This is a genomic window from Streptomyces sp. NBC_01264, from assembly GCF_026340675.1.
Taxonomy (GTDB): Bacteria; Actinomycetota; Actinomycetes; order Streptomycetales; family Streptomycetaceae; genus Streptomyces.
Window position 1 is genome coordinate 2,824,042 of sequence record NZ_JAPEOX010000001.1, and the last position, 26,400, is coordinate 2,850,441.

Annotated in this window: 24 protein-coding genes; 6 read left to right on the top strand and 18 right to left on the bottom strand. The window is 71.4% G+C overall.

The window, feature by feature from the left end; all coding sequences use genetic code 11:
• Positions 1 to 79 precede the first annotated feature (79 nt).
• Entirely contained in the window at positions 80 to 802 is a 723-nt protein-coding gene (locus OG435_RS12905; protein WP_266881692.1) for a helix-turn-helix domain-containing protein, read from the top strand.
• On the opposite strand, the gene OG435_RS12910 is transcribed toward OG435_RS12905, so the two are convergent.
• Together OG435_RS12910 and OG435_RS12915 are read right to left on the bottom strand one after the other, a co-directional pair.
• On the bottom strand, positions 799 to 1,257 hold the full coding sequence (locus OG435_RS12910) for a MarR family transcriptional regulator (RefSeq protein ID WP_266876959.1): 459 nt from the start codon (positions 1,255 to 1,257) through the stop codon (positions 799 to 801). The two genes, OG435_RS12905 and OG435_RS12910, sit on opposite strands and share 4 nt — an antisense overlap.
• 39 nt (positions 1,258 to 1,296) lie before the next feature.
• Positions 1,297 to 1,914, bottom strand: a complete 618-nt coding sequence (locus tag OG435_RS12915) for a TetR/AcrR family transcriptional regulator (protein ID WP_266876960.1) — start codon at positions 1,912 to 1,914, stop codon at positions 1,297 to 1,299.
• A gap of 76 nt (positions 1,915 to 1,990) precedes the next feature.
• Between OG435_RS12915 and OG435_RS12920 the strand changes: the two genes are divergently transcribed.
• On the top strand, positions 1,991 to 2,551 hold the full coding sequence (locus OG435_RS12920; protein ID WP_266876961.1) for a hypothetical protein: 561 nt from the start codon (positions 1,991 to 1,993) through the stop codon (positions 2,549 to 2,551).
• A gap of 25 nt (positions 2,552 to 2,576) precedes the next feature.
• Here OG435_RS12920 and pyk read toward each other — a convergent pair whose 3' ends face one another.
• A complete protein-coding gene (gene pyk, locus OG435_RS12925) occupies positions 2,577 to 4,004 on the bottom strand; it encodes a pyruvate kinase (protein WP_266876962.1) in 1,428 nt (475 codons plus the stop codon).
• 146 nt (positions 4,005 to 4,150) lie between these two features.
• Entirely contained in the window at positions 4,151 to 4,852 is a 702-nt protein-coding gene (locus OG435_RS12930) for an SIMPL domain-containing protein (protein ID WP_266876963.1), read from the bottom strand.
• Between the two features lie 140 nt (positions 4,853 to 4,992).
• Between OG435_RS12930 and OG435_RS12935 the strand changes: the two genes are divergently transcribed.
• Positions 4,993 to 6,804, top strand: a complete 1,812-nt coding sequence (locus tag OG435_RS12935) for a bifunctional metallophosphatase/5'-nucleotidase (protein WP_266876964.1) — start codon at positions 4,993 to 4,995, stop codon at positions 6,802 to 6,804.
• Positions 6,805 to 6,829: 25 nt separating this feature from the next.
• On the opposite strand, the gene OG435_RS12940 is transcribed toward OG435_RS12935, so the two are convergent.
• The 9 genes from OG435_RS12940 to OG435_RS12980 form a co-directional block, all read right to left on the bottom strand.
• Positions 6,830 to 8,239: a lysine N(6)-hydroxylase/L-ornithine N(5)-oxygenase family protein gene (locus tag OG435_RS12940; RefSeq protein WP_266876965.1), complete on the bottom strand. Its 1,410-nt coding sequence runs from the start codon at positions 8,237 to 8,239 to the stop codon at positions 6,830 to 6,832.
• Complete coding sequence (locus OG435_RS12945; protein WP_266876966.1) at positions 8,236 to 9,636, bottom strand: pyridoxal phosphate-dependent decarboxylase family protein; 1,401 nt, start codon at positions 9,634 to 9,636, stop codon at positions 8,236 to 8,238. Before OG435_RS12945 ends, OG435_RS12940 begins: the two co-directional genes overlap by 4 nt.
• An 854-nt stretch (positions 9,637 to 10,490) precedes the next feature.
• Positions 10,491 to 13,022 (bottom strand): aminopeptidase N, encoded by a 2,532-nt coding sequence (pepN, locus tag OG435_RS12950; protein WP_266876967.1) that lies wholly within the window; start codon positions 13,020 to 13,022, stop codon positions 10,491 to 10,493.
• A gap of 40 nt (positions 13,023 to 13,062) precedes the next feature.
• Positions 13,063 to 13,404, bottom strand: coding sequence for a chorismate mutase (locus OG435_RS12955; protein ID WP_266876968.1), 342 nt, complete (start codon positions 13,402 to 13,404; stop codon positions 13,063 to 13,065).
• Positions 13,405 to 13,479: 75 nt separating this feature from the next.
• Positions 13,480 to 13,716, bottom strand: coding sequence for a helix-turn-helix domain-containing protein (locus tag OG435_RS12960; protein WP_266876969.1), 237 nt, complete (start codon positions 13,714 to 13,716; stop codon positions 13,480 to 13,482).
• Positions 13,717 to 14,301, bottom strand: a complete 585-nt coding sequence (locus OG435_RS12965; protein WP_266876970.1) for a DUF2975 domain-containing protein — start codon at positions 14,299 to 14,301, stop codon at positions 13,717 to 13,719.
• 78 nt (positions 14,302 to 14,379) lie between these two features.
• Complete coding sequence (locus OG435_RS12970; protein WP_323187821.1) at positions 14,380 to 15,537, bottom strand: sensor histidine kinase; 1,158 nt, start codon at positions 15,535 to 15,537, stop codon at positions 14,380 to 14,382.
• A gap of 898 nt (positions 15,538 to 16,435) precedes the next feature.
• A complete protein-coding gene (locus OG435_RS12975; protein WP_266876971.1) occupies positions 16,436 to 17,095 on the bottom strand; it encodes a response regulator in 660 nt (219 codons plus the stop codon).
• Positions 17,096 to 17,354: 259 nt separating this feature from the next.
• Positions 17,355 to 18,137, bottom strand: coding sequence for a serine protease (locus OG435_RS12980; RefSeq protein WP_430625624.1), 783 nt, complete (start codon positions 18,135 to 18,137; stop codon positions 17,355 to 17,357).
• Positions 18,138 to 18,280: 143 nt separating this feature from the next.
• Between OG435_RS12980 and OG435_RS12985 the strand changes: the two genes are divergently transcribed.
• Both OG435_RS12985 and OG435_RS12990 read left to right on the top strand, forming a co-directional pair.
• Positions 18,281 to 19,174 carry a hypothetical protein gene (locus tag OG435_RS12985; RefSeq protein ID WP_266876972.1) on the top strand — a complete coding sequence of 298 codons (894 nt, stop codon included), beginning with the start codon at positions 18,281 to 18,283 and terminating at the stop codon, positions 19,172 to 19,174.
• Between the two features lie 124 nt (positions 19,175 to 19,298).
• A complete protein-coding gene (locus tag OG435_RS12990; protein WP_266876973.1) occupies positions 19,299 to 19,958 on the top strand; it encodes an HAD family acid phosphatase in 660 nt (219 codons plus the stop codon).
• A gap of 5 nt (positions 19,959 to 19,963) precedes the next feature.
• Here OG435_RS12990 and OG435_RS12995 read toward each other — a convergent pair whose 3' ends face one another.
• The 5 genes from OG435_RS12995 to hsaA all read right to left on the bottom strand — a co-directional run bounded on the left by OG435_RS12995 (position 19,964) and on the right by hsaA (position 25,236).
• Positions 19,964 to 21,703 carry an FAD-dependent oxidoreductase gene (locus OG435_RS12995; RefSeq protein ID WP_266876974.1) on the bottom strand — a complete coding sequence of 580 codons (1,740 nt, stop codon included), beginning with the start codon at positions 21,701 to 21,703 and terminating at the stop codon, positions 19,964 to 19,966.
• The gene (locus OG435_RS13000) at positions 21,700 to 22,248 is read right to left on the bottom strand and encodes a flavin reductase family protein (protein WP_266876975.1); all 549 of its coding nucleotides are present in this window, start codon (positions 22,246 to 22,248) and stop codon (positions 21,700 to 21,702) included. Before OG435_RS13000 ends, OG435_RS12995 begins: the two co-directional genes overlap by 4 nt.
• Positions 22,236 to 23,141 (bottom strand): VOC family protein, encoded by a 906-nt coding sequence (locus OG435_RS13005; RefSeq protein ID WP_266876976.1) that lies wholly within the window; start codon positions 23,139 to 23,141, stop codon positions 22,236 to 22,238. The genes OG435_RS13000 and OG435_RS13005 overlap by 13 nt, the downstream gene beginning before the upstream one ends.
• Before the next feature lie 68 nt (positions 23,142 to 23,209).
• Entirely contained in the window at positions 23,210 to 24,070 is an 861-nt protein-coding gene (gene hsaD / locus OG435_RS13010) for a 4,5:9,10-diseco-3-hydroxy-5,9,17-trioxoandrosta-1(10),2-diene-4-oate hydrolase (RefSeq protein WP_266876977.1), read from the bottom strand.
• Positions 24,067 to 25,236 carry a 3-hydroxy-9,10-secoandrosta-1,3,5(10)-triene-9,17-dione monooxygenase oxygenase subunit gene (gene hsaA / locus OG435_RS13015; RefSeq protein WP_266876978.1) on the bottom strand — a complete coding sequence of 390 codons (1,170 nt, stop codon included), beginning with the start codon at positions 25,234 to 25,236 and terminating at the stop codon, positions 24,067 to 24,069. Before hsaA ends, hsaD begins: the two co-directional genes overlap by 4 nt.
• Positions 25,237 to 25,492: 256 nt before the next feature.
• On the opposite strand from hsaA, the gene OG435_RS13020 reads away from it, so the two are divergent.
• Entirely contained in the window at positions 25,493 to 26,374 is an 882-nt protein-coding gene (locus OG435_RS13020; protein ID WP_266876979.1) for an IclR family transcriptional regulator, read from the top strand.
• The last annotated feature ends 26 nt before the right edge of the window (positions 26,375 to 26,400 follow it).

The following is a 26,400-nucleotide window of genomic DNA, read 5'->3' on the forward strand; positions in this document are numbered from 1 at the left end:
GCGACCAACTGGACGAACAGCGACGAAGCTGCCACGCGTGGAGCACAATCCTTCGATACGCGAAGAAGCAGTCCTACTGATGCGCCGGGGCGTGACCAATCGGGCGGTCGCCGAACATCTGGGCATACCCCGCGGCACCATCGGCTGGTGGCGGTCCGAAGACCGAAGACACCGCGGCGAGGCGTACGTCCGCCCGACGGACTGCCCGAGATGCACCGGCCGCGAAGTCGACCAGGCCGCGTACGCCTATCTCCTGGGGCTTTACCTCGGCGACGGCCACGTCATCTCCAAGCACAAACAGCACCACCTGTCCGTCTACTGCGACGCCTCCTGGCCCGGCCTCATCGACGCCGCCGAAGCAGCTATGCCCCTCGTCATGGCCTTGCCCACAGTGGGACGGGTCCAGCGGCAGGGCTGCGTGGAGGTCAAGTCCTATACCCACCACTGGACGTGCCTGTTCCCGCAGCACGGGCCTGGCAAGAAACATGATCGGCGCATCGTCCTCGAAGGCTGGCAGCAGGCCATCGTCGACGCCCACCCGTGGGAGTTCGTCCGGGGGCTGATCCACTCCGACGGGTGCCGGGTCACCAACTGGACCGTCCGCAACGGCAAGCGCTACGAGTACCCCCGGTACTTCTTCACCAACAAGTCCGACGACATCCGGAAGCTCTGCACGGACACCATCGCCAAGGTCGGCGTCCAGTGGACGATCCTGACCCGGGGCAGCGACCCCTTCAACGTGTCCATCGCGAGGAAGGCGTCCGTCGCGCTGATGGACGAGCACATCGGGCCGAAGTACTAGCCCGGCAGGTCGCCGCTGCCACCCAGGTTGGCGACCATGCGGCGCAGGCCGTCGACGGTCGCCGCGTAGGCGGCATCGTCCACACCCTCCCTCAGTCGCGCGTGCACCTTCGCGTTGCGGTCGCGCGCGCGGATCCGGCCGGCCTCGCCCGCTTCTGTGAGGGTCAGGGCCCCGTCCGTCTGTGTGAGCCAACCCCGTGCCGCCAGGTCGTCGTAGACCGCGTCGAAGTCGGTGTCCTGGTCGTCGTACGGCGTGAGCTTCTCCGTGAGGTTCGCCCGCTTCCAGTGGGCCGGGGCGGCGGCCACGTGGTTGAGGGTCCACCAGTGGGGCTGGGTGAGGTTCTCCTCGGCGAGGGCGGCCCGGAGGCCGCCGATGACGAGGTTGCCGGCCTCGCGGGCCCAGTAGCCGATGGGCTGGGCCGCGAGCTGGTCCTGGGAGTACTCCTTGATCGTCATGCTGCGAGCATATGACCTCAAGTCAGCTTGAGGTCAAGGCTACTTGGCACCGGAGAGGCCGTGCAGGACGGTCGCCACATGAGCCTCCGCATCGGCGGGGTCGAGGAGTGCGTGGGCGGTGAGGAGCCGGTACCAGAACGGGCCGAAGACCAAGTCGACCGCATGGTCGAGGTCCGTGGTGTCGGGGAGTTCCTCCCGGGTGACCGCCCTCGTCAGCAAGGTGACTACGACCTCCCGGCGGCCGGCGACCCAGGCGCGGAAGGGTTCGGCGAAGGCGGGGTCGAGCTGGGCTTCGGCCATGAGGCCCGTGAGGGCTTTGGCGCGGACGGGGTCGCGGCCGGTGCCGTAGAGGTCGGTGACGAAGGCGGCGAGGTCGCCGGCGAGGGTGCCGGTGTCCGGTTCGGGGGCGCGGGTGGCGGTTTCGTGGGCGTAGGCGTCCACGACGAGGGCGGGCTTGGACTTCCACCAGCGGTAGACGGTGCTCTTGGCGACGTTGGCGCGCTTGGCGACGCCTTCGATGGTGAGGGCGCCGTAGCCGTTCTCGACGAGGAGTGCGGCGGTGGCTTCGAGGACGGAGTGGTGGGCGTCTTCGTTGCGGAGGCGGCCGCCGGTGCGGGGCGGGTTGCTCGAAGAAGTGCTCGAAGGAGTGATTGACACGGCTTCAAGATAAGCCCTACCGTTTTATCGAAACGCTACGTAGCGTTTCGATTGATGGAGCGACGGGGGCGGAGCCATGGGCGGGATCGTGATCGAGCACGGGCACGGGCACGGGATGGGCGCCGGAGAGCACTGGTACGAGGCCACGGGTGAGGAGTTCGCGGCCGAGGGGCATGAGGTGCGGATTCCGAACTTCCCCGAGCCCTTCGCCCCGGACGCCGATGGGTGGCTGAGGGAGCTGGAGGAGTTGGACATGGAGACGGCGGGGGCTCCGGCCGGTGAGGCCCTCCCGCGCCTGTGGTTGCGGCTGCTTCAGGGGCGCGGCACGGGGGCCGAGGGGGCGTTCTCGGGGGTGGCGCCCTTGGCGTCCGGCGAGGTGGGGTCTGGCGCGTTGGCGCCGATCTTCTCGCCGGAGTTCGACTGGCAGCGGAATCGCAGGGCTGCGCGGGAGCTCCGTGTGCTGCGGGCGGCGGGTGCCCCGGTGAGCGGGGAGCCGGTGGGCGAGCACGTGGTGCGGTGTGTGCGGGGGCTGGGCGCGGGGGCGCGGGTGACCGCGTCGGGCGGGCCTGTCCCGAGTACGGGTGGGAGCCGTTTGGTGTTGCCCGACGCGGTGCGTCTTATAGGTGAGGTGCTGTAGTCGCTGCAGTTGCCTGCGGGCGGTGTCAGCGGACTGCGTCGCCGATGTGGTGGATGCGGACGAGGTTGGTGGATCCGCTGACGCCGGGGGGTGAGCCGGCGGTGATGACGACGACGTCGCCGGGTACACAGCGGCCGATGCGCAGGAGTTCTTCTTCGACCTGGGCGACCATGGCGTCGGTGGAGTCGACGTGGGGGCCGAGGAAGGTTTCGACGCCCCAGGTGAGGTTGAGCTGGGAGCGGGTGGCGGGGTCGGGGGTGAAGGCGAGGAGGGGGATGGGTGAGCGGTAGCGGGAGAGCCGGCGGACGGTGTCTCCGCTCTGGGTGAAGGCGACGAGGAATTTGGCGCCGAGGAAGTCGCCCATTTCGGCGGCGGCGCGGGCGACTGCTCCGCCTTGGGTGCGGGGCTTGTTGCGCTCGGTGAGCGGGGGGAGGCCCTTGGCGAGGATGTCTTCTTCGGCGGCTTCGACGATGCGGGCCATGGTGCGGACGGTTTCGATGGCGTACTTACCGACGCTGGTTTCGCCGGAGAGCATGACGGCGTCGGTGCCGTCGATGACGGCGTTGGCGACGTCGGATGCTTCGGCGCGGGTGGGCCGGGAGTTGTCGATCATCGAGTCGAGCATCTGGGTGGCGACGATGACGGGCTTGGCGTTGCGCTTGGCGAGCTTGACGGCTCGCTTCTGGACGATGGGGACCTGTTCCAGGGGCATTTCGACGCCGAGGTCTCCGCGGGCGACCATGATGCCGTCGAAGGCGGCGACGATGTCGTCGATGTTTTCGACTGCCTGGGGCTTTTCGACCTTGGCGATGACGGGGAGGCGTCGGCCTTCTTCGTCCATGATGCGGTGGACGTCTTCGATGTCGCTGCCGCTGCGGACGAAGGAGAGGGCGATGATGTCGGCGCCGATGCGCAGGGCCCAGCGGAGGTCGTCGATGTCTTTTTCGGAGAGTGCGGGTACGGAGACTGCGACGCCGGGGAGGTTGAGTCCCTTGTTGTCGGAGACCATGCCGCCTTCGATGACGCGGGTGTGGACGCGGGGGCCGTCGACGGCGGTGACTTCGAGGGTGACGCGGCCGTCGTCTACGAGGATGCGTTCGCCGGTGGTGACGTCTCCGGCGAGGCCTTTGTAGGTGGTGCCGCAGGTGTGGCGGTCGCCTTCGTGGTCTTCGACGGTGATGGTGAATTCGTCGCCGCGTTCAAGGAGTACGGGGCCTTCGCGGAAGCGGCCCAGGCGGATCTTCGGGCCTTGAAGGTCCGCGAGGATGCCGACGCTGCGGCCGGTTTCGTCGGCAGCCTTGCGGACGCGCTGGTAGCGGTCCTCGTGTTCGGCGTAGGTGCCGTGGCTGAGGTTGAAGCGGGCGATGTCCATTCCGGCTTCGACCAGGGCTTTGATCTGGTCGTATGAGTCGGTGGCGGGGCCCAGGGTACATACGATTTTCGCTCGGCGCATGAGGCGAGCGTATGCCCCTACCAGGGAGTAGGAAATTGGTTCCGGGTGTCCACTCAACAACCTTTGAGCAAAAGCTTGTTGACAATTGTTGAATGTGCATGGGGGTGCTCTGATGAGCACCCCCGGGGCATCGGTGGTGTGTGTTTTCAGAGGCGGGGAGGGGTCATTGTGAAGCGTGCGTTCACCTGTGCGTAGACGGTCTGGCGCTGGGGTTCGAGGTCGAGGGCGGGGGCGCCGGCGTCTTCGGAGGCGCTGAAGGCCATGGTGCGCATGGCGCCGCCGGCGGCCTGGAAGGGGGTGGGGGCGTTCTCGGCTCCGAGGTCGGCGAGTTCGACGAGGGCGGCGAGTTCGGCTCCGAGGGCGGCGGCGTATTCGCGGGCGCGTTGGACGGCTTCGAGTACGGCTTGGCGGCGGGCTTCGCCGTGGGCGGGTGAGGCGGGGCGCAGGGCCCACCAGGGTCCGTCGACCTGGGTGAGTTCGAGGTCGGCGAGGCGGGTGGTGAGTTCGCCGAGGGTGGTGAAGTCGTTGAGTTCTGCGGTGAGGTGGACGCGTCCGTGGTAGGCGCGGATGCGTTCGCCGCGGCCGTGGCGGGTGAGTTCGGGGGTGATGGAGAAGGCGCCGGTCTCGAGTTTTTCGACGGGGTCGCCGTAGCTTTTGACGAGGTCGAGGACGGCGTTGTTGCGGCGGGTGAGGTCTTCGAGGGCGGTGCGCCGGTCGGTGCCGCGGGCGCTGACGGTGATGCCGATGCGGGCGATTTCGGGGTCGACTTCGAGGGTGGCTTCGCCGCGGACTGCGACGCGGGGGACTTCGGGGGTTCCGTAGGGCTGGTGCGATGCGTCCTGGGTCATGGATTCACTGTCGCACTGCTGCTCGTACGGGGGTGGTCATCGGATTGAAACCTGTTGGGGGTGTTGCGGCTTGTTACTGCTGGGTCAGAATCTACGCGCGTTGCCTGTCTGTACACACGTACCTCACAAGGGGAGATGGCATGGCGTTGGACCGTAGGACATTTCTGGGCACTTCGGCTGCTACGGGTGCGGCTGTGGCGTTGGCGGGGGCCACGAGCACCCCGGCCGCCGCGGCCGGGCCGGCGGCCGGCGGCGCTTCGGCCGCGGGGCCGAGGACGTACGCGTTCACGGTGATGGGGACGACGGACCTGCACGGGAACGTTTTCAACTGGGACTACTTCACGGACAAGGAGTTCGACGACAAGGCGCACAACGACGTCGGTCTGGCAAAGATCTCGACGCTGGTGAACCAGGTGCGGGCGGAGAAGGGGCGGCGCAACACGCTGCTGATCGATGCCGGGGACACCATTCAGGGGACGCAGCTTTCGTACTACTACGCGAAGGTGGATCCGATCACGGCGCGGCGTGGTCCGGTGCATCCGATGGCGCAGGCGATGAACGCGATCGGTTATGACGCGGCGGCGCTGGGGAACCACGAGTTCAATTACGGCATTCCGGTGCTGCGGAAGTTCGAGGAGCAGTGCGATTTCCCGCTGCTGGGGGCGAACGCGCTGGATGCGAAGACGCTGCGGCCTGCGTTCCCGCCGTACAGCATGCACCGGCTGCGGACGCCGTGCGGGCGGGATGTGAAGGTGGCGGTGCTGGGTCTGACGAATCCGGGGATCGCGATCTGGGACAAGGCGAACGTGCAGGGGAAGATGACGTTCCCGGGTCTTGAGGAGCAGGCTGCGAAGTACGTGCCGCGGCTGCGGTCGCTGGGTGCGGATGTGGTGATCGTGTCGGCGCATTCGGGTTCGAGCGGTACGTCGAGTTACGGGGACCAGCTGCCGCACATCGAGAACGCGGCGGGTCTGGTGGCGGAGCAGGTGCCGGGGATCGACGCGATCCTGGTGGGGCACGCGCACACGGAGATCCCGGAGTACCGGGTGCGGAACAAGGCGACGGGCAAGGACGTGGTGCTGTCCGAGCCGCTGAAGTGGGGGCAGCGGCTGACGCTGTTCGACTTCGAGCTGACGTGGGCGAAGGGCTGCTGGTCGGTGTCGAAGGTGTCGGCCCGGGTGCTGAATTCGAATACGGCGGTGGAGGACCCGAAGATCGTCGGGCTGCTGTCGGACGAGCACCGCAAGGTCGTGGCGTATGTGAACCAGGTGATCGGAACGTCGACGCAGGCGATGTCCTCGGCGGACGGTCCGGTCAAGGACGTGGCGATCATCGATCTGATCAACCACGTGCAGGCGGAGACGGTGAAGGGCGCGCTGGCGGGTACGGAGTGGGCCGCGCTGCCGGTGCTGTCGCAGGCTTCGTGTTTCTCACGGACGGCGGCGATTCCGGCCGGGCAGGTGACGATCCGGGATGCGGCGGGTCTGTATCCGTTCGAGAACACGCTGGAGGCGCGGCTGCTGACGGGTGCGCAGGTCAAGGACTATCTGGAGTATTCGGCGCGGTATTACGTGCGGACGGCTCCGGGTGAGGTGGTGGATCCGGCGAAGCTGACGAACGCGGAGGGCATTCCGGACTACAACTACGACGCGGTGTACGGGCTGACGTACGACATCGATGTGTCCGAGCCGGTGGGTTCGCGGATCTCGGGGCTGTCGTTCCAGGGGAAGCCGGTGGATCCGGCGGCGCAGTTCGTGCTGGCGGTGAACAACTACCGGGCTTCGGGCGGCGGGAACTTCCCGCACGTGCCGCAGTCGAAGCAGTTGTGGGCGAACTCGGATGAAATACGCAACACGATCATCCAGTGGGTGAAGGCGAAGGGGACGGTGGACCCGGCGCAGTTCGCGTCCGTGGACTGGCGGCTGACCCGAGCCGGGGCACCTGTCTTCTAGCCGATGGTGTTCTGAACGTTTCTCCTTACAGGTGCTCGACCAGCGGGAGCAGTTCGCCGGCGGGTTGGGGGCGGGTGTGCTCCCGCTGTTCGAGGCCGAAGGTGGTGAAGGCCGTGCGGTTGGGCTGGGGGTAGGGCTCTTTGCCCGTGAGGGTGTTCAGGATGGCAGCGCTGCGCCAGGCGGCGAGGCCGAGGTCGGGGGCTCCGACGCCGTGGGTGTGGCGTTCGCCGTTCTGGACGAAGACGCTGCCGGTGACGGCGGGGTCGGTGATCATCCGGTAGCGGTCGTCGATGCGGGGGCGGCTGGAGGAGTCCTTGCGCAGGTAGGGGTCGAGTCCGGCGAGGAGGCGGGCGAGGGGGCGTTCGCGGTAGCCGGTGGCGAGGACGACGGCGTCGGTGGTGAGGCGGGAGCGGGCGCCCTGGTCGGCGTGTTCGAGGTGGAGTTCGACCTTGGTGGTGGCGACGCGGCCGGCGGTGCGGACGCTGACTCCGGGGGTGAGGACGGCGTCGGGCCAGCCTCCGTCGAGGGTGCGCCGGTAGAGCTCCTCGTGGATGGCGGCGATGGTGGCGGCGTCGATGCCCTTGTGGAGTTGCCATTGGGCGGGGACGAGGCGGTCGCGGACCGGTTCGGGGAGGGAGTGGAAGTAGCGGGTGTAGTCGGGGGTGAAGTGTTCCAGGCCGAGCTTGGAGTACTCCATGGGGGCGAAGGAGGGGGTGCGGGCGAGCCAGGTGAGGCGTTCGCGGGAGGCGGGGCGGGAGCGGAGCAGGTCGAGGAAGACCTCGGCTCCGGACTGGCCCGATCCGATGACGGTGACGTGTTCGGCGCCGAGGATGCGCTGCCGGTTGTCGAGGTACTCGGAGGAGTGGATCACCGGGACGGTGGGGGCTTCTGCGAGGGGGCGCAGGGGTTCGGGGACGTAGGGGGCGGTGCCGATGCCCAGGGCGAGGTTGCGGGTGTAGGTGCGGCCGAGGGCTTCGGCTTCTCCGTCGGCGTCGACTTGGGTGAAGTCGACTTCGAAGAGGTCGCGTTCGGGGTTCCAGCGGACGGCGTCGACCTGGTGGCCGAAGTGGAGTCCGGGGAGGCGTCCGGCGACCCAGCGGCAGTAGGCGTCGTATTCGGCGCGCTGGATGTGGAAGCTCTCGGCGAAGTAGAAGGGGAAGAGGCGTTCCTTGTGCTTGAGGTAGCTGAGGAACGACCAGGGGCTGGTGGGGTCGGCGAGGGTGACGAGGTCGGCGAGGAAGGGGACTTGGAGGGTGGCTCCGTCGATGAGGAGTCCGGGGTGCCAGCGGAAGTCGCGGCGCTGGTCGTAGAAGGCGGTGGCGAGTTCTGGGGCGCCTTGTTGGGGCAGGCCGTGGGCGAGGGCGGCGAGGGAGAGGTTGAAGGGGCCGATGCCGATTCCGACGAGGTCGTGGGGTGCATCGAGCTGGGCGGTCATCGGTGGGTGCTGCCTTCCAGGAGGTTCACGAGGGCGTCCAGGTCCCCCGCCGTGGTGTGGGGGTTGAGCAGGGTGGCCTTGAGCCACAGGCGGCCGTCGGCGGTGGCCCGGCCCAGTACGGCGGTGCCGCCCTGGAGGAGGGTGCGGCGCAGGGTGGCCAGTGCGGTGTCGTCGGCGTGGGTGGGCCGGAACAGGACGGTGCTGATGGTGGGCGCCGCGTGGAGTTCGAAGGCGGGGTGTGCTTCGAGGAGCCGGGCGAGTCGGTTGGCGCGGGCGCAGGTGCGGTCGATGAGGTGGGTGAGGCCGTCTCGGCCGAGGGAGCGCAGGGTGGCGGCGATCTTGAGGGCGTCTGCGCGGCGGGTGGTGCGCAGGGAGCGGCCGAGGAGGTCGGGGAGCCCGGCGTGGGTGTCGTCGGGGGCGTTGAGGTAGGCGGCCTGGTGGGCGAGGGGGGCGAGCAGGGTGGTGTCGGGGACGGTGAGGAGTCCGGCGGCGATGGGTTGCCAGCCGAGTTTGTGCAGGTCGAGGGTGATGGACCGGGCGCGGTGGAGGCCGGCGAGTTTGGGGCGGTGGCGGGGGCTGAGGTGGAGGAGTCCGCCGTAGGCGGCGTCGATGTGGAGGTCGGCGCCGTGGTGGTCGCAGAGGTCGGCGAGGGCGTCGAGGGGGTCGATGAGGCCGGCGTCGGTGGTTCCGGCGGTGGCGGTGACGAGGACGGGGCCGGTGGTGGCGGCGAGGGCCTCGGCGAGGGTGGCGGGGGTGAGGGTGCCGGTGGGGGTGGGGAGGCTGCGGGCGGGGGGCAGGCCCAGGAGCCAGGCGGCGCGCGGGATGGAGTGGTGGGCGTTGGCGCCGTGCAGGACGGTGAGGTGGGGGCCGTGGCGTTCGCGGGCGAGGAGGAGGGCGAGGTGGTTGGCCTCGGTGCCGCCGGTGGTGAGGACGGCGTCGGGGTGGGGGGTGTCGTGGAACTCGGCGGCGAGGGTGCGGGTGAGGAGGGTTTCGAGGGCGGAGGCGGCGGGGGCCTGGTCCCAGGAGTCGAGGGAGGCGTTGAGGGCGCTGGCGGCGAGGTCTGCGGCGGCCGCGACGGCGAGGGGCGGGCAGTGCAGGTGGGCTGCGCAGAGGGGGTCGGCGGGGTCGGCCGCTCCTGCGGTGAGGGTGTGGACGAGGGTCCGTAGTGCTTCGTGGTCGCCGTGTCCGTGGTCGGGGAACACCTCGCCGAGTGCGGCGGTGACGCGTGCGGTGACGGCCTCGGGTCCGCCGACGGGGAGCGGTCCGCCGCGGGCCCGGGCTCCGGTGCGCATGGCGTCGAGGACGGTGGCGAGGAGTGGCTGCAGGGCGTCGGGGCCGTGGGGTCCGCCGGCGAGCGGGGCGGTGCGCCGTCTGCCTGTACCGGGGGGCGCTGTCATGCGGTTGTCCTCACGGGAACGGTTCGGCGGCGGGTGGTGCCGCTCGCTGGGTCGGGGACCCGGGGGGTACAACGATCCGACCCGAATGGGGTAACCGCCCGGGTTTATGGGTGGTTGATTTCAAGCCGCCGGGTGGCCGGGAGAGGGGAGTCCGCGTGCTGCCGCTGCCTCCGGCCGGGGAGGTGTGGATCCTTCGGCGCGATGCTTGCGCGCTGCGGTGCGGTGTGCTCTCGTGTCTCGCGCTGCTGATCGGCGCGTTGGTCGACGCTGCGGCGTTCTGGTGGATTGCGCGGCGCCCTCGGGGCGGGGGCGGTGGCCGGTGGGCGAGTGCGGCTGGTCCGGCCCTGCGGGGCTAGGTCCCCTAACCGCCCTTCCCCCGTTCCCCGGGGCTCCGCCCCGGACCCGTAGCCGGGGCGGAGCCCCGGGGACCAGTCCGGGGCGGAGCCCCAGGAAGGGTCCGGGCTGAGCCCGGGGAACGGGCGAAGGGTGGGTAGGGGACTTCCGCCCCGCAGGGCCAACCCAGCCGCCCCCGCCCACGGGGCCCACGAACAGGCGGCCGTGGCCGCACCGCTCGCGAGTGGCACGTCAAGCGGGCGGGCTCACGCAAAGGCCAGCTAGGCAGGCCAGGGAGGCGGGGCGGGGCGGGGCGGGGCAGGGCGGGGCAGGCAAGCCGGAGCGGCGGGTGGGGCAGGCCGCGGCGGGACCACCCCATCCGGGCGTTCGCAGCCCGAGGCCGGGCGGCCGGGAGCCGGGGGCCCGGGAGCCGGGCAGGCGGGAGCCAGGGGTCAGGGAGCCGGGCAGGCGGGAGCCGGCCCTGGGCGGGTTGGGGGCCGGGGGTTTGGTGGGGCCGGGGGTTAGCCGCGGGCTTGTTGGGCTCGGGTCAGGTCGGCGAGGTGGTCTGTGAGTTTGCGGTGGAGGAGGGGGGTGATGTCGGGGGAGGTCAGGGCGGCGCGGCCGGCCTGGAGGTTGGCTTCGGTGATTTCGTGGCCGGGGAGGGCCCAGCGGCCCGCGGCGTCGGCGATGGCGGGGCCTCGGCGGGCTGCGAGGGTGACGGCTTCGGGGTAGGCGCGGGGGACATAGTCCCGTACCAGGTCGGCCTGTTCGGGCTGCCAGAAGCCTTGGGCGGTGGACGTGAAGAGGTAGTTGGACAGGGAGTCGTCGTGGAAGAGGCGCGCCCAGGCGGCGGCCTTGGCTTCGGCCGTCGGGAGGGCGGCCCGGCAGTGGGCGGCGCCTTCCTGGCCGGTGGCGCTGGGGTCGGCGGCGAGGGCTGCGTCGATCTCGGGTTCGCCGGCCGCGCCGAGGACACAGAGGCGGGCGAGGATGCGCCAGCGCAGTTCGGGGTCGAGTTGCGGGCCGCCGGGGACGGTGCCGTCGGCGAGCCAGCCCGCGATGGTGTCGGGCTGGGTGGCGCTGTCGACGAGGAAGCGGACGGCGACGAGCCGCAGGCCGGGGTCGGAGCCGTCCTCGGTGCGTCGCAGCAGGTCGCGGGCGATGGTGGTGAGGGTGGTGAGGGCGTCGCCGCGGCGGTCGGGGGTGATGTAGCGGTCGGCGATCTGGGCGCGGGTGAAGGACAGGACGCCCTGGACGATCGCGAGGTCGGTTTCGTCGGGGATGTGGGCTTCGGCGGTGGCCAGGTAGTCGGCGGCGGCCAGTTCGCCGTCGCGGACCATGTCGCGCAGGGAGTTCCAGACGACGGCGCGGGTGAGCGGGTCGGGGATGCGGGAGATGCCCCGCAGGGCGGTTTCGAGTGAGGTCTCGTCGAGGCGGACCTTGGCGTAGGTGAGGTCGCCGTCGTTGAGGACGAGGAGGGCGGGGCGCGGGCCGCTCACGGAGAGGACTTCGTCGGAGGGGACGTCGAGGGCGAGGACGTCGCGGGGTTCGATGACTCCGTCGGGGGCGCGGTCGTAGAGGCCGGCGGCGATGTGGTGGGGGCGGTTGCCGGTGCGGTCGACGGTGAGGGTCCAGCCTCCGTGGCTCTCTTCGAGGCGGGGGGTGAGGGTGTCGACGCCGGTGGTGCGCAGCCAGGTCTCGGCCCAGGTGTGGACGTCGCGGTCGGTGTGGGCGGCGAGGGAGTCGACGAAGTCGGCGAGGGAGGCGTTGGCGAACTTGTGGCGGGTGAAGTGGGTGTTGATGCCGGCCAGGAAGTCCTTCTCGCCGAGCCAGGCGACGAGTTGGCGCAGGGCGGAGGCGCCCTTGGCGTAGGAGATGCCGTCGAAGTTGAGGAGGGCGGAGGCGGTGTCGGGGACGGCGGCCGCGTCGGGGGCGACGGGGTGGGTGGAGGGGCGCTGGTCGGCGTCGTAGCCCCAGGGTTTGCGTTCCATGCCGAAGCCGGTCCAGGTCTCGGTGAAGCGGGTGGCTTCGATGAGGGTCTGGTAGCCCATGAATTCGGCGAAGGACTCGTTCAGCCAGATGTCGTCCCACCAGCTGAGGGTGACGAGGTCGCCGAACCACATGTGGGCCATCTCGTGGGCGATGGTGACGGCGCGGCGCTGGCGTTCGGCGTCGGTGACGGCGGAGCGGAAGACGTATTCGTCGCGGAAGGTGACCAGTCCCGGGTTCTCCATGGCGCCGGCGTTGAACTCGGGTACGAAGGCCTGGTCGTAGGAGTCGAAGGGGTAGGGCTCGGTGAACTTCTCGTGGAAGCGGTCGTAGCAGGCGGTGGTGAGGTCGAGGATCTCCTGCGCGTCGGCGTCGAGGTGGGGGGCGAGGGAGCGGCGGCAGTGGATGCCGAAGGGGAGCCCCGCGTGTTCGGTGCGGACGCTGTGCCAGGGGCCGGCGGCTACGGCGGCGAGGTAGGTGGAGATGACGGGGGTGGGTGCGGAGGCCCAGATGCCGGCCTCGGAGGCCGAGCCGTCGCCCGAGCCGCCACCGCCGTCGCCGAGGCGTTCGCCGATGCGGGTGGTGACGCCGTTGGCGAGGACGGTCCAGTGCGGCGGGGCGGTGACGGTGAACTCGAACACGGCCTTGAGGTCGGGCTGGTCGAAGGCCGGGAAGACGCGCTGGACGTCGTCGAGGAACATCTGGGTGTAGACGTACGTCTCGCCGTCCGCGGGGTCGGTGAAGCGGTGCAGGCCTTCGCCGGTGCGGGAGTAGCGCATGCGGGCGGCGATGCTGAGTTCGTGGGGGCCTTCGGTGAGGCCGGTGAGGGGGAGGCGGCCGTCGGTGAGGGCGGCCGGGTCCAGGGGGTGTCCGTCGAGGGCGGCGGAGCGCAGTTCGTCCGGTTTCAGCTCGACGAAGGTGTCGCCGGCGGCGCGGGCGGAGAACCGGATGACGGTGCGGGACTCGAAGGTCTCGTCGCCGGTGGTGAGGTCGAGGGCGACCTCGTAGTGCCGGACGTCGATGAGCCGGGCTCGGAGCTGCGCTTCGCTGCGCGTCAGTGCGGACATGGGGCCCATGCTGCCGGATGGCGGCGCCGGGCCCCAGTTCCTATTCCGCGCCCGCGCTGCCGCCGTCGGTGTCGCCCTCGCCGGCGGCGATCGTCTCGTGGTGGCGGATGACCTCGGCGATGATGAAGTTGAGGAGCTTCTCGGCGAAGGCCGGGTCGAGTTTGGCGTTCTCGGCGAGCTGGCGCAGCCGGGCGATCTGGCTGGCCTCGCGGCCCGGGTCGGCCGGGGGCAGCTGGTGGCGGGCCTTGAGGTGGCCGACCTGCTGGGTGCACTTGAAGCGCTCGGCGAGCATGTGGACCACGGCCGCGTCGATGTTGTCGATGCTGTCCCTGAGCCGGGCCAGCTCGGCGGTGACGTTCTCGTCGATGTCCCTGGTGTTCATGGTCACAGAGAATACGTGGCGCGCGGCGCCGGTTCCTCGGCCGATCGACCACTGAGACGGCGCGACCCGCCCGGCTCAGGCCGGCTCGGCGGCCGGGTCGTGGGTGATCAGGTCGCCCGGCTGGCACTGGAGGACGTCGCAGATCCGGGACAGCGTGGAGAAGCGGATGGCCTTGGCCCGGCCGTTCTTGAGCACGGACAGGTTGACGACGGTGATGCCCACCTGTGCGGACAGTTCGGTGAGGGTCATGCCGCGCTCGGCGAGGACCCGGTCGAGGTGGATCCGGATCGCGTGGAGCTCCTCTTCGGGCATTCAGATGGTCCCTTCGAGGTCCTCTCGCATGCGCACGCCCTGGCGCATGATCTTCCCCATGATGACGGCGGCGAGGCCCGCGAGGATGAGCACCTGCGGCTCGGAGATCGCGGGTCCGGCGTCGAGCATGGGCGCCATGCTGGCGGCGAGCCAGGACTGCGACCACCCTACGACGAGGCCCGCGACCGGTGTGCCGACCGTGACGAACCAGCCGAGGACGGTGAGCCGTCGCGCCATCTCGTCGGTGAACGGCCCTTCCGATACGACGGCGTCCAGCACGCGGGAGAAGAGCACCAGGGCGACGGAGGCGAACAGCATCCAGGGCAGCCGTCCCCCGAGGTCCGCGGCGCGTTGCGCCGCCGAGGGATCGTTCTGGCAGAACCGTGCTTCGCTGCTGGACGCGTCCACCCCCTCGCCGACCGGCAGGCCGCCTTCCAGCGTGGCGTTGGCCCAGAAGCCGGTTTGTACGCAGACCGCCCCGTCGTCGGTCAGGTGCGAGACGGCCGTGCCGATGAAGGTGAGCCCCCAGAGCATGGCCAGGCCGAAGGTGAGTGTGGCCAGGATTTTCGTGAATCGCGTGTTCACCGCGTTCCCCCCTATCGATTTTCGATATGCCGGAGACTAGCGGACCATATCGATAATCGACAAGTGAGGCGGACGGACTCAGAGCGGGAGGAGCGCCGTGACCAGCCAGCCTCCCTCGGGAGCGGGGCCGGCGGTGAGGGAGCCGCCGAGGGCTTCGGCTCGTTCGGCCATGCCGACCAGGCCGTAACCGCCGCCGCGGGCGTTCTCGGAGAGTTTCGCGGGGCGGCCGCCGTCGTCGGCGATCCGGACTTCCAGGCCCGCGGGGACGGTGCGCAGGCCGACGCGGACGGCGGTGGCGGTGGCGGCGTGCTTGCCGATGTTGGTGAGGGCTTCGAGGACGATGCGGTGCGCGGTGGCGGCGACGTCGGCGGGGAGCCGGGCCTCCAGGCCCTCCTCCACGTAGAGGACGACGGGCGGGCCGGTGGCGGCGAACCGTTCCGTCAGCTCGCGGATCTCGCGGAGGCCGGCGACGGGGGCCGTACCGGCGGAGCCGTCGGCGCCCTCGGCGCCCTCGCGGAGGATCTTGACCAGGCGGCGCATGGAGCCGAGCGCCTCGTCCCCGGCGGCCTCGATGCGGCCGAAGATCTCGCCGGCGCGTTCGGCGGAGACCTTGGTGTAGCGGGCGGCGCGCGCCTCGACGACGATCCCCGTCACGTGGTGGGCGACGAGGTCGTGCAGCTCCCGGGCCAGTTCCAGGCGCTCGGCGCTGCGTACGGCGCGCAGCTCGCGGACGCGCTGGACGGACTGCAGGCGCAGGAGCAGGGAGTACGCGGTGACGACGACGGCGAGCACGGAGAAGAGCAGCGTGAAGCGGCCCGGGTCCGCGTCGCGGACGGGCGCCGCCATGGAGCCGAGGGCGAGCAGGGGGCCGAGGACGGCGGCGGTCCGGGCGGGGGCCCGGAGCAGGACCTGGGTGAGGAGGACGAGCAAGGCGACGGCCTCGCCGCCGCCCCAGACGACGAGGGGGAGGTTGCTGAAGAGCAGGGAGAGGGTGACGGTCCAGGTGACGGCGGCGGCGAACCAGGCGCGGGTGAGGAGCGGGATGCGCGGCCAGGGCGCTGCGCTGAGGCAGACGAGGATGCCGGACACCCAGACGGCGGCGTGCGGGGTGCTGGGCTGGCGGGCGAGGACGACGCCCTCGAAGGTGACGAGGGAGAGGAGGGTGACGGAGAGGAGGATCCGGATCCAGTCCGCGGCGTAGGGGTGACGGCGGGCCCACGGCCCCAGGGGGCTCACACCGGGCCCTGTCGGGTGGCTCGGCCGGTCGTACGGGGCTCCGCGCGGGTGGCTCCGCCGGTTGTACGGGGCTCCGTGCGGGGGGCTCCGCCGGTTGTACGGGGCTCCGTGCGGGGGGCTCCGCCGGTGACGGGGGCGGCTCCGGTGGAGGTCCGGGGGCTTCGCCGCAGGCGGGGGCGGCGGTTCGGCGGGCTGCTGCCCGCACCCGCGGGGGCTGCACCTGTGGGGGACGCACCCATGGGGGCCGCACCCGTGGGGGGCACACCCGTGCAGGCCGCACCCATGCAGGCCGCACCCATGTCGGCCGAGGTCGCGCAGGCCGCACCCCTGCGGGCCGGGGTCCTCGGGAACGGCGTGCGCCGGCTTCCTGGGGCGCCGCCCCAGACCCCGCGCCTCGAACGCCGGCGAGGCTGATTTTGCCCGGCGGTGCGTGGACGCTGACGGGGCCGACTTTCGCGGGCGGCGCCCGACCGGCGAAGGGGGTTCCGCCCGGCTACCCCCGAACGCCGGCACGGCGGATTCTGCACCGCAGTCCCCGAACGCCGACACGGCAGGCCCTGCTCCGGCGCGCCCAGACGGCGACTCGGGTGGCTCTCCCCCGCAGCCCTCCAACACCCAGACTTCGGCTTCCGCCCCGCTATAGCCGAACGCCGGCACGGCGGATTCTGCCCCGCGGCGCCCCAACGCCGGCACGGCGGCTTGCGCCCCGCCACGCCCGAACACCGACACGACGGAGTCCGCCCCGCCACGCCCGACCGCCGGCACGGTGGATTCTGCCCCGCGGCGCCCCGGCATCCGCGCCGCAGCCCTCGCCCCGTGGCGTCCGACCGGCCGCCTCGTGGCCTCCGCCTCGCGGCGGGCTCATGGCGGGTGGGTTTCGGCAGGGGGTGGGGGTGGGTCACGCCGGGGTGCCTGCCAGGCCGCTTTCCCAGGCCCAGGCGGCGATTTCCACGCGGTTGCGGGCGTCCAGTTTGGCCTGGACATTGGCCAGGTGGGTTTTGACCGTGGAGAGGGAGACGAAGAGTTCCCCGGCGATCTCGGCGTTGGTCAGCCCGCGCGCGAGGCAGCGTACGACCTCGCGCTCCCGGTCCGTCAGGGGCTCCGCCGGGCGGCGCGCGGCCGCGGCGGCGGCCGGGGTGCGGTGGGCCATTTCACGCAGCAACCGGACGGTGATGGCGGGTGAGACGAGGGAGTCTCCGACGGCTGCCGCCCTCACCGCTTCAACCAGCATGGCCGGGCTCGCGTCCTTGAGGAGGAAGCCGGACGCTCCGCCCTGGATCGCCGCGTGGACGTACTCGTCGAGGTCGAAGGTGGTGACGATGACGATGCGGGGGGTCTCGCGGCCGGCGAGTCGGCGGGTGACTTCGAGCCCGTCGAGTTTGGGCATGCGGATGTCGAGGAGCAGGACGTCGGGCCGGTGTTCGGCGACGGCGGCGAGGGCCGCTTCGCCGTCGACGACGTCGGCGACCACCTCGATGTCCGGCTGGCTTTCGAGGATCATCCGGAAGCCGGTCCTGACCATCTCCTGGTCGTCCGCGATGATCACTCTGATCGCCATGCGCCGCCTGCCCCACTGTCGCCCGTTGCCTGTGCCGTCCCGGTTGCCCCGGCGTTCCCACGCGGTGGGATCTCTCCATGGGACCTGCGGGCGCCTCGGCCCGCAACCGCACAGCAGACCGCCGGGGGCATGCCGCAAGGCCGGAACGGCGTCGTTCCGGCCTTACGGGACTGCGGTCGACCTTACGGATATGTGGGGCATCCCGCCTCATCCTTCCGGCCGGTTTCAGCAGGAGGACTGCGGCGGGGACCAGGAGCGGTCAGAGCGTGGCGGCCGCGCTCTTGATCGCCGCCGCGAAGGTGGAGACCTCCGTGTAGACGCCGGGGAAGTCGGGGCGGGCGCAGCCCTCGCCCCAGCTGACTATGCCGACCTGGATCCAGGCGTTCGCGTTGTCGCGGCGGAACATGGGGCCGCCGGAGTCGCCCTGGCAGGTGTCGACGCCGCCCGCGTCGAATCCGGCGCAGATCTCCTCGGCGGGCACGAGGTCGCTGCCGTAGGAGGCCTGGCAGGAGGCGTCGGAGACGAAGGGGACGGTGGCCTTGCGCAGGTAGCGCTGCTGGCCTCCGCCCTCGGTGGCGGCGCCCCAGCCGGCGACGGTGAAGGTGCCGTTGTCGTAGGCCTTGGTGTCGGCGATCTTGAGGGTGGGCAGGTTGATGGGCTGCGCGAGCTTGATCAGGGCCCAGTCCTTGCCCTTGCCGTTGTAGCCGGGGGCCCGGAGCACCTTGGTGGACTTGACCTTGATGGCGCTGGAGCTGTTGAGGTCGACGACTCCGGCGGTGGCGGTGATGGAGGTGTTGTTGCCGGAGCCGTTCACACAGTGGGCGGCGGTGAGCACGATCTGCTGGGTGTAGAGGGCGCCGCCGCAGCCCATGGAGAGGCGGACCATGAAGGGGAATTCCCCTTGGGCGGCGCGGGTTCCGCCGACCACGGGCGCCGTGCCGGCGGTTGCGGTGCCGGGCTGGAGGCTGACGGCCGCGAGGGCCACGGTTCCGACGGCGAGGGCGCGCTTGAGGGTGGTGACGAGGCTGGACACAGTCGACACACTGCCTTTCGTGGGGGGTTGGGCCGTGCGCGTCGCCCCAGGACGGGCGGGTTGGACCGCCTGGGTGACGGGGACATGACACACCACCCCCACGGGGGCCATCAAGAACGCGTTTTCGGACAACTTCCGGCCGGAGGGACCTCATGACGCACAACGGGCGGCGCGACAGCCCCGTCGAGCACGGATTTCCTCATCTGGAGACGGTCCGCGAGGCCGTCACCGCACTGTTCCGGCGGCTGTCCGCCGACGGGATCCGCGCCTACGACACCCCCTTCGCCCCCGCCGACGCGGCCTTCCCCGCCTCCGAGGACCTGTACCCGGGCGCCCACCGGGTGGCTTCCGCGATGGTCCGCGCCCTGCGACTGCCGAACGCGCGCCTGATCGTGGGCTTCCGGCCGATGGAGGAGGCGGCGACCGTGGAGCTGACCGCCGGGCCCGAGTACTTCGTCGAGGTCAACGACCGTTTCCGCGTCCACCGCCGCGATCTGGCGGCCGCCCTCGCCCACGAGGTCACGCACGTGCTGCTGCACCGCCTGGACCTGCGCTTTCCCACCACCGCCGCCAACGAGATCCTCACCGACACGGCCGCCGCCTACCTCGGCGCCGGCTGGCTGCTGCTCGACGCCTACCGGGAGGACGAGCTCACCCACCAGAAGCTCGGCTACCTCACCCCGGAGGAGTTCGGCTACGTCCTCGCCCGACGCGGCCGGTTCCTCGGCGGCGAGGACCTCTCGGCGTGGTTCACCAGCCCGCAGGCCTACGAGGCGTACGTGCGCGGCCGCGCCCTGGCCGACCGGGACCTACGCCGGGCCCCCCTCGCGGCCGCGGGCCGCCGGGAACGGCTGCGATACGCGGCGGCCCGCCTGACCGGAGCCGCCGCGCCCGGAGCCCCGTACGGCTTCGAGGAACACCCGGGCGGGCTGCGGGTGGGCTTCCCGTGCCCGGTCTGCGGACAGCGGCTGCGGCTGCCCGCACACGGCGGGCCGGTCCGGGCGCGCTGCGGACTGTGCCGCACGGTCCTGGACTGCGACACGTAGCGACAGGCGTGACGGAGGTTCACCGATCGGTCATGAAAAGTTACTTACCAGCCAGTAGACATGGGGGCGGACGATCTCCAGCCTGGTCACGTACATGCCAACACGTGATCGAGGAGCGTCCCCCATGCGCAGCACCCGCACCCGTACCACGGCCGCCGCGGTGGCCGCGGCCGCAGCCGCCGTACTGGCCCTGGTTCCCGCCACCGCCGCCCAGGCGGCCCCCGCGAAGCCGTCCCCCGCGGCCGTCACCGCCTCCGCGCCCGGCGGCAACGCGGTGTTCCTCGGCATCGACTACGCCACCTGGCAGCGCGACGTCTCCGCCGTCCTCGCCGCGGCCCGCCCGGGGATCGAGCAGCGCATCGCCGCCTCGCCGGCCGGTGAGAAGCCGGCGATCGTCCTCGACATCGACAACTCCTCGCTGGAGACGGACTTCCACTGGTTCTGGACCTTCCCGACCCCCGCGATCGCCCAGGTCCGCGACCTGACCCGGTACGCGAACGACCGCGGGGTCGCGATCTTCTTCGTCACCGCCCGCCCCGGGATCGTGTACTCCCTCACCGAGCGCAACCTCAAGGCGGTCGGCTACCCGGTCTCGGGCCTCTACGTCCGCGATCTGCCCGCCCTGTTCGGCGAGGTCAGCGCCTACAAGACGGCCAAGCGGGCGGAGATCGAGGCACGCGGCTACACGATCATCGCCAACATCGGCAACAACCAGAGCGACCTGGTCGGCGGCCACGCCGAGCGCACCGTCAAGCTGCCGGACTACGACGGCAAGCTCTCCTAGGCGAGCTAGGCGAGTTGGGCGGCGATCGCGTTGACCGCCGCCCAGCTGAAGGCCATCGCGGGGCCGATCGTCGCGCCCGGCCCCGGGTAGGTCTCCCCCATCACCGCCGCCGAGCAGTTGCCGGAGGCGTAGAGGCCGGGGATCGGCGTGGAGTCCTCGCGGAGCACCCGGCCGTCGGTGTCCGTGACGAGGCCGCCCTTGGTGCCGATGTCCCCGGGGTGGACGGGGACCGCGTAGAAGGGGCCCTTCCCGATCGGCGCCAGGTTGGGGTTGGGCAGGGTCGGGTCGCCGTAGTAGCGGTCGTAGACGCTGTCGCCGCGCCCGTAGTCCTTGTCGGTGCCCACCTCCGCGAAGGAGTTGAAGCGGTCGATCGCGGCGGGCAGGCCGGGGGCGGAGATCCGCCGGGCCAGTTCCTCGATGGTGTCGGCCTTCTTCAGGAAGCCGCTCTCCAGCCACTTCTTGGGGAAGGGCTGCCCGGGGAAGAGGCCGGCGAAGATGTACCGGGCCTTGGAGCGAGCGTCCAGGATCAGCCAGGACGGCACGGTCGACGCCCCGGGCCGGTCGGCGGCGTACATCCGGTCCACGAACGCGTGGTACGGCAGGGCCTCGTTTGCGTAGCGCTCCCCCGCCTCGTTGACGATGACCATGCCGGGGATGCCCCGGTCGGCGACGAGGAAGAAGGGCTTCTCCCCCGGCGGGCACACCGACGGCGCGCCCCAGACCTTGTCCAGGAGATCGGTGGCGGCCCCCAGTTCCTCACCGAGCTTGAGGGCGTCTCCGGTCTGGCCCTCCGAGGCGTGCGTCCAGGCCGTGGAGGTGGGCGCGGGCAGGTGCTTCTCGCGCAGTGCCTGATCGTGCGAGAACCCGCCCGAGGCCAGCACCACCCCGCCCCGCGCCGCTACGGTCACCTCGCGCCCGGCGCGCAGGACGCGTACGCCCGTCACCCGGCCGGCCGGGTCCGTGACCAGGCCGGTCAGGGGCGCCGACAGCCACAGTTCGCCGCCGAGCGCGTCCAGGGACAGCCGCATGCGGGCGATGAGCGCCTCGCCGAGGGAGAGCAGCTTGCGGCCGGTCGCCAGGGCCTTGACCGCGCGCAGGCCGACCTTGACGGAGGTCCTCCTGCCCGCCCAGGTCCGGCTGACCATGTTCAGGAAGCGGAAGTCGTACGAGGTCATGGTCAGCCCGTACGTGGGCAGTCCGGCCCGGCGCATGGAGGCGCCGAGCGCGCCGAGCCGCTTGAAGTCGACGATGCACGGTTCGACGGAGCGGCCCTGCGCCATGCCGCCCTGGGCCTCGGGGAAGTAGTCCGAGTAGCCGGGGGTGTACATGAAGCGGATCTCGGTGCGGTCGTGGAACTCCCTGACCATGCGCGGCCCGTGGCTGAGGTACGCCTCCTTGCGTGCGGCCGGGACCCGGTCGCCGACGGTGGCGTCGAGGTAGGCGCGGGCCTTCTCGCGGGTGTCGGCGAGGCCGGCCCGGTCGAGGTGGAAGGTGCCGGGGACCCAGATCGCGCCGCCGGACAGGGCGGTGGAGCCGCCGTAGGTGTCGGTCTTCTCCACGACCAGGACGCTCAGGCCGCGCAGTCGGGCGGTGACGGCGGCGGCGAATCCGGCGGCGCCGGAGCCGACGACCACCACGTCGTAGGCGTACCGGGTGGCGGAATCGGTCGCGGGCCCGGTGGCGGAATCGGTGGCGGAATCGGTGGCGGAATCGGTGGCGGGCTCGGTGGCGGGCTCGGGTGTCATCCGAAGGCTCCCGTGGCGTAGTCGCTGCGGTAGTAGAGAAGGGGTGATCCGCCGTCGCGGGCGCTCAGTTCGAGGACCCGGGCGGTGACGAGGTAGTGGTCGCCCGCCTCGTGGACCTCTTCGAGGGCGCAGTCGACGGTGGCGAGGGCGCCCCTCACGCGGACCGCTCCGTGGACGGAGCGTTCCCAGTCGACGTCCGTGAACTTGTCCTCTCCGCGGCGGCCCAGGGCCTCGCACACGGCGCGCTGCTCCTCGGCGAGGATGCTGACGCCGAAGCGGCCCGCGGCCCGGACCTTGGGCCAGCTGGAGGAGCCCTTGCCCACGCAGAGCAGGACCAGCGGCGGGTCGAGGGAGAGGGAGGCGAAGGACTGGCAGGCCAGCCCGGCCGGGCGGCCGTCGTCCGCGAGGGCCGCGACGACGGTGATGCCGGAGGCGAAGGCGCCGAGGACCTCGCGGAACAGGGCCGGGTCGACCGCGTCGGCTCCGGGGGCGGCGGGGGCTCCGGGGGCGGCGGGGGCTCCGGGGGCGGCGGTCAGCCGTTCCACTGGTGGCCCCAGAAGCTGTCCGCGGTGATCTCCTTCGCGGTCCAGGTGGCGGGGTCGACGAGCAGGCCGTCCCAGCCGTACTCGACCTGGAAGCCGCCGGGGGCCTGAGCGTAGAAGGAGACCATGTGGTCGTTGGAGTGCCGGCCGAGGGTGGAGGCGATGGGGATGCCCGCCTTGTTCATGCGGTCGAGGCAGTAGCCGACGTCGTCGAGGGTCTCCAGCTCGACCATGAAGTGCACGATGCCGGGCGGCAGCGCGCCGGGGTAGAGCCCGAGGCTGTGGTGGCGTCGGTTGGGGCTGAGGAAGTGCATCCAGTAGAAGTCCTGGCCGGGCTTTCCGGTGGGGACGGCGACCGGGGGAAGCCGCATGGAGTCGCGCAGCTGGAAGCCGAGAAGGTTCTCGTAGAAGTCGAGGGTGGCCTCGGTGTCGGCGGCGGGCAGGACGACGTGGCCGAGGCCGAGGCTCCCCTCGCGGCCGCCGGTGACGAACCGGTTGCCGTACCGGGCCGCGAGCGGGGTGTGGTCCTGGGCCTGGCCCCAGTAGATCTCCAGGGGGTTGCCGCTGGGGTCCTCGCAGTGGATGAGGCCCTGGACGCGGCGGTCGGCGAGCGTCTCGGCGTCGCCCTGTTTGACGGGGTGCCCGGCGCTTTCGAGTTCGGCGGCGGCGTCTTCCAGGGCGCGGGCGTTGGCGACCTCGAAGCCGGCGGCGAGCAGCCGGTCCTGGTCGCCGGCGACGAACTGGAAGCGGTGCGCGCGGTCGTCGATGCGGATGCCCAGACGGGTGTCCGTGGTGCCTTCGGCTTCGGCCATGCCGAGGATGTCGAGGACGTAGGTGCGCCAGGCGGCGAGGTCTGCGGTCTCGATGCGGAGGTAGCCGAGTGCGCGGATGTCCATGCGGGAACTCCTCGGTGGAATCGGTGCGGGGATCGGAGCGGGGGCCGGTACGGGGACCGGTGCGGGAATCAGTGGAGGAAGAAGTCGGTGGCGAGGCGGTTGAACTCGTCGGCGGCCTCGGTCTGTGCCCAGTGCCCGCAGTGCGGGAAGACGTGCAGACGGGCGTCGGGGATGGTCTTCAGCGCGAGGAAGGCGCCGTCGACCGGGTTGACGCGGTCCTCGCGGCCCCAGGTCAGCAGGACGGGGCGGCTGATGCGGTGCGCTTCGCGCCAGAGCATGGCGGCCTCGGGCCACTTGGCGAAGGAGGCGCCCATGCGGGCGTTGCCGAGCCTGGCTTCGGGGTCGGTGGCCTGGGCGTAGCGCTCCTCGACGAGGGCGTCGGTGACGATGGCCGGGTCGTGGGCGAGGGTGGTGAGGAAGGTCCGCATCTGCTCGCGGGTGGGCTCGGGGTCGAGGCTGAACTCGAAGAGCCGCTTGATGCCTTCGGTGGGGTCGGCGGAGAAGAGGTTGAGCGAGATTCCGCCGGGGCCCATGAGCAGGAGCTTGCCGACCCGTTCGGGGTGGTCCAGGACGAGCCGGGTGGCGGTGCCGCCGCCGAGGGAGTTGCCGATGAAGTGGGCCCGCTCGATGCCGAGCTCGTCCATGAGGGCGAGGACGGCGTTCGCGCTGAAGCCGAAGTAGTCGCGGTCGGGTTCCGGCTTGTCGGAGCGGCCGTAGCAGGGCTGGTCGACGAGCAGGGTGCGGAAGTGCTCGGCGAAGTGGGGCAGGTTGCCGCCGAAGTTGGACCAGCCGGAGGCTCCGGGGCCGCCGCCGTGCAGCATGATCACGACGGGTGCGCCGGGCGGGCCGGCCTCGTGGTAGTGCAGGGTCACCCCGCCGGCCTGGGCGGTGCGGGAGGTGTTCTCGTACGTGAATCCCTGCGCGCTCACAGCATGGTGTCCTGGATGTCGAGGCCGAGTGCGCCCTGCCCGAACAGGACGAGGGCCCGCTCCGGGTCGTTGGCGGCATGGCCGCGGCCGGTGTGGACGTTGCGCCAGGCGCGCTGGACGGGGTTCGGGCCGGTGCGCATGGCGCTGCCGCCCGCGTTCTCCATGAGCAGGTCGACGGCGGCGACGCAGCGCTCGGTGGCGAGGACCTGGTCGCGGCGGGCCCGGGTGCGCAGCGGTGTGGGGAGTTCCTCGCCGCGTTCGGCGAGGGCGTAGAGGTCGGAGATGTTGCGCTGGAGCTGGAGCCAGGAGGCGTCGATGTCGCTGGCGGCGCGGGCGATGCGGACCTGGGCGAAGGGGTCCTCGGCGACCTGCTGGCCGTAGGAGATGCGGAAGCGTTCGCGGGTCGCCGAGACGTAGTCCTCGTAGGCGCCTTCGGCGATGCCGACGATGGGGGTGGAGATGGTGGTGGTGAAGACGGAGGCGTACGGGAGCCGGTAGAGCGGCTCGGGGTTGAGGCGGTGGCCGGGTACCTGGAGGGCGGTGACGGGGCCGAAGCTCAGCGCGCGGTGTTCGGGGACGAACACCTCCTCGACGACGATGTCGTTGGATCCGGAGCCGCGCAGGCCGACGGTGTCCCAGACCTCGTCGATGCGGTACCGGGAGCGCGGGACGAGGAAGGTCCGCATGTCGACGGGGCGGCCTTCGGCGTCGGTGACGAGTCCGCCGAGCAGGGCCCAGTCGGCGTGGTCGCAGCCGGAGGAGAAGTGCCAGCGGCCGCTGAGGGTGAAGCCGCCGTCGACGGGGGTGACCTTGCCGGTGGGGGCGTAGGAGGAGCAGATGCGGGTGTCCTGGTCCTGGCCCCAGACCTCCTCCTGGGCGCGGGGGTCGTAGAGGGCGACGTGCCAGGGGTGGACGCCGACGACGGAGGCGACCCAGCCGGTGGAGCCGCAGGCCTTGGCGATGTCCTTGACGGCGGCGTAGAAGAGGGCGGGGTCGGCGGCGTACCCGCCGTGGGCCTTGGGCTGGAGCAGCCGGAAGAAGCCGGTGGCGGCGAGTTCCTTGATGCTCGCCTCGGGGACCTTGCGCAGGCTTTCGGCCTCGGCGCTGCGCTCGCGCAGGGCCGGGGCGAGGGCGCGGACCGCTGCGAGGACCTCTTCGTCACTCATGGTGTCCCCTTCTCAGATCAAGGATCTTCGGGTGGTCGGGATCCATTTCCGGTTCGATGGCGAGGAACGTACGCCGGGTGGTGCGGGCGCGGAACGAGCTCTTCCCGCTGAGCGGGAAGCCCGGCCGAACTCCTCGGAACTCCCCGGAAGCGACTACTTGAAGTATTACTGAATGAAATAACCCCCTCCGGGTGCTTCCCTCCGGCCGGGGGCGCGTGGCAGGGTCGCCCCAACGCCTCACGCAGGGGGTTTTCTCGTGCTTGACCAGGCCATGGAGCAGGTCGTGGAGACCGAGCTCGCACCGCTTTCGCTGCTGGAGAAGGCCGCGAAGGTGCTGGGCGCCTTCGAAGGTCCCCAGCCGCGGCTGTCGCTCACCGAGGTCGTGCGCCGCTCCGGAATCCCACGTTCTTCCGCCCACCGGATCCTCGACCAGCTGGTGCAGTTGCGCTGGCTGGACCGCGAGGGCCGGGACTACCGCATGGGCATGCGCATGCTGGAGCTGGGCGCGCTCGCCTCCCACCACAACCGGCTGCGCCGGGCCGCGCTGCCGCTGCTGCACGCGCTGCACGAGCAGACGGGCCGGGTGGTGCACCTGTCGGTGCTCGACGGGGCCGAGGTGGTGTGCCTGGAGCGGATCGGCGGCTCGGAGGCCACCACGGTGCCCTCGCGGGTCGGCGGCCGGATGCCCGCGTACTGCACGGCCGCGGGCAAGGCGATCCTCGCCTTCAGTGATCCCGCCGCGGTGGAACACGTCCTCGCGCAGGGGCTGCGCCCGCGCACCGCGCGCACCCTGATCCGGCCGCTCGCGCTGCGTTCCGAGCTGGCGGCGGTCCGCGAGCGCGGGGTGGCGTACGACCGGGAGGAGAGCTTCCGGGGCATCTCCTGCGTGGCCGCACCGCTGCGGGGTGCCGGGCGGGCGGTGGCCGCCGTGTCGGTGTCCTCCTGCCGGGGCGACCGGGAGCAGGCCCGCCTCGCGCCGACGGTACTGGCCTGCGCGCGGTCGGTGTGGCGGGAGCTGTACGGGCCGGGCCGGCCGGGGCGGGCCGCTTCCGCGCCGGTGCGGGACCTGGAGCCGGCGGTCTCCGCGCAGGCGATGGACAACATGATGGGATGGCTGCGGTTCAGCGAGTGGATGTAGTGGGTAGTGGTACCCCAACGCACGAG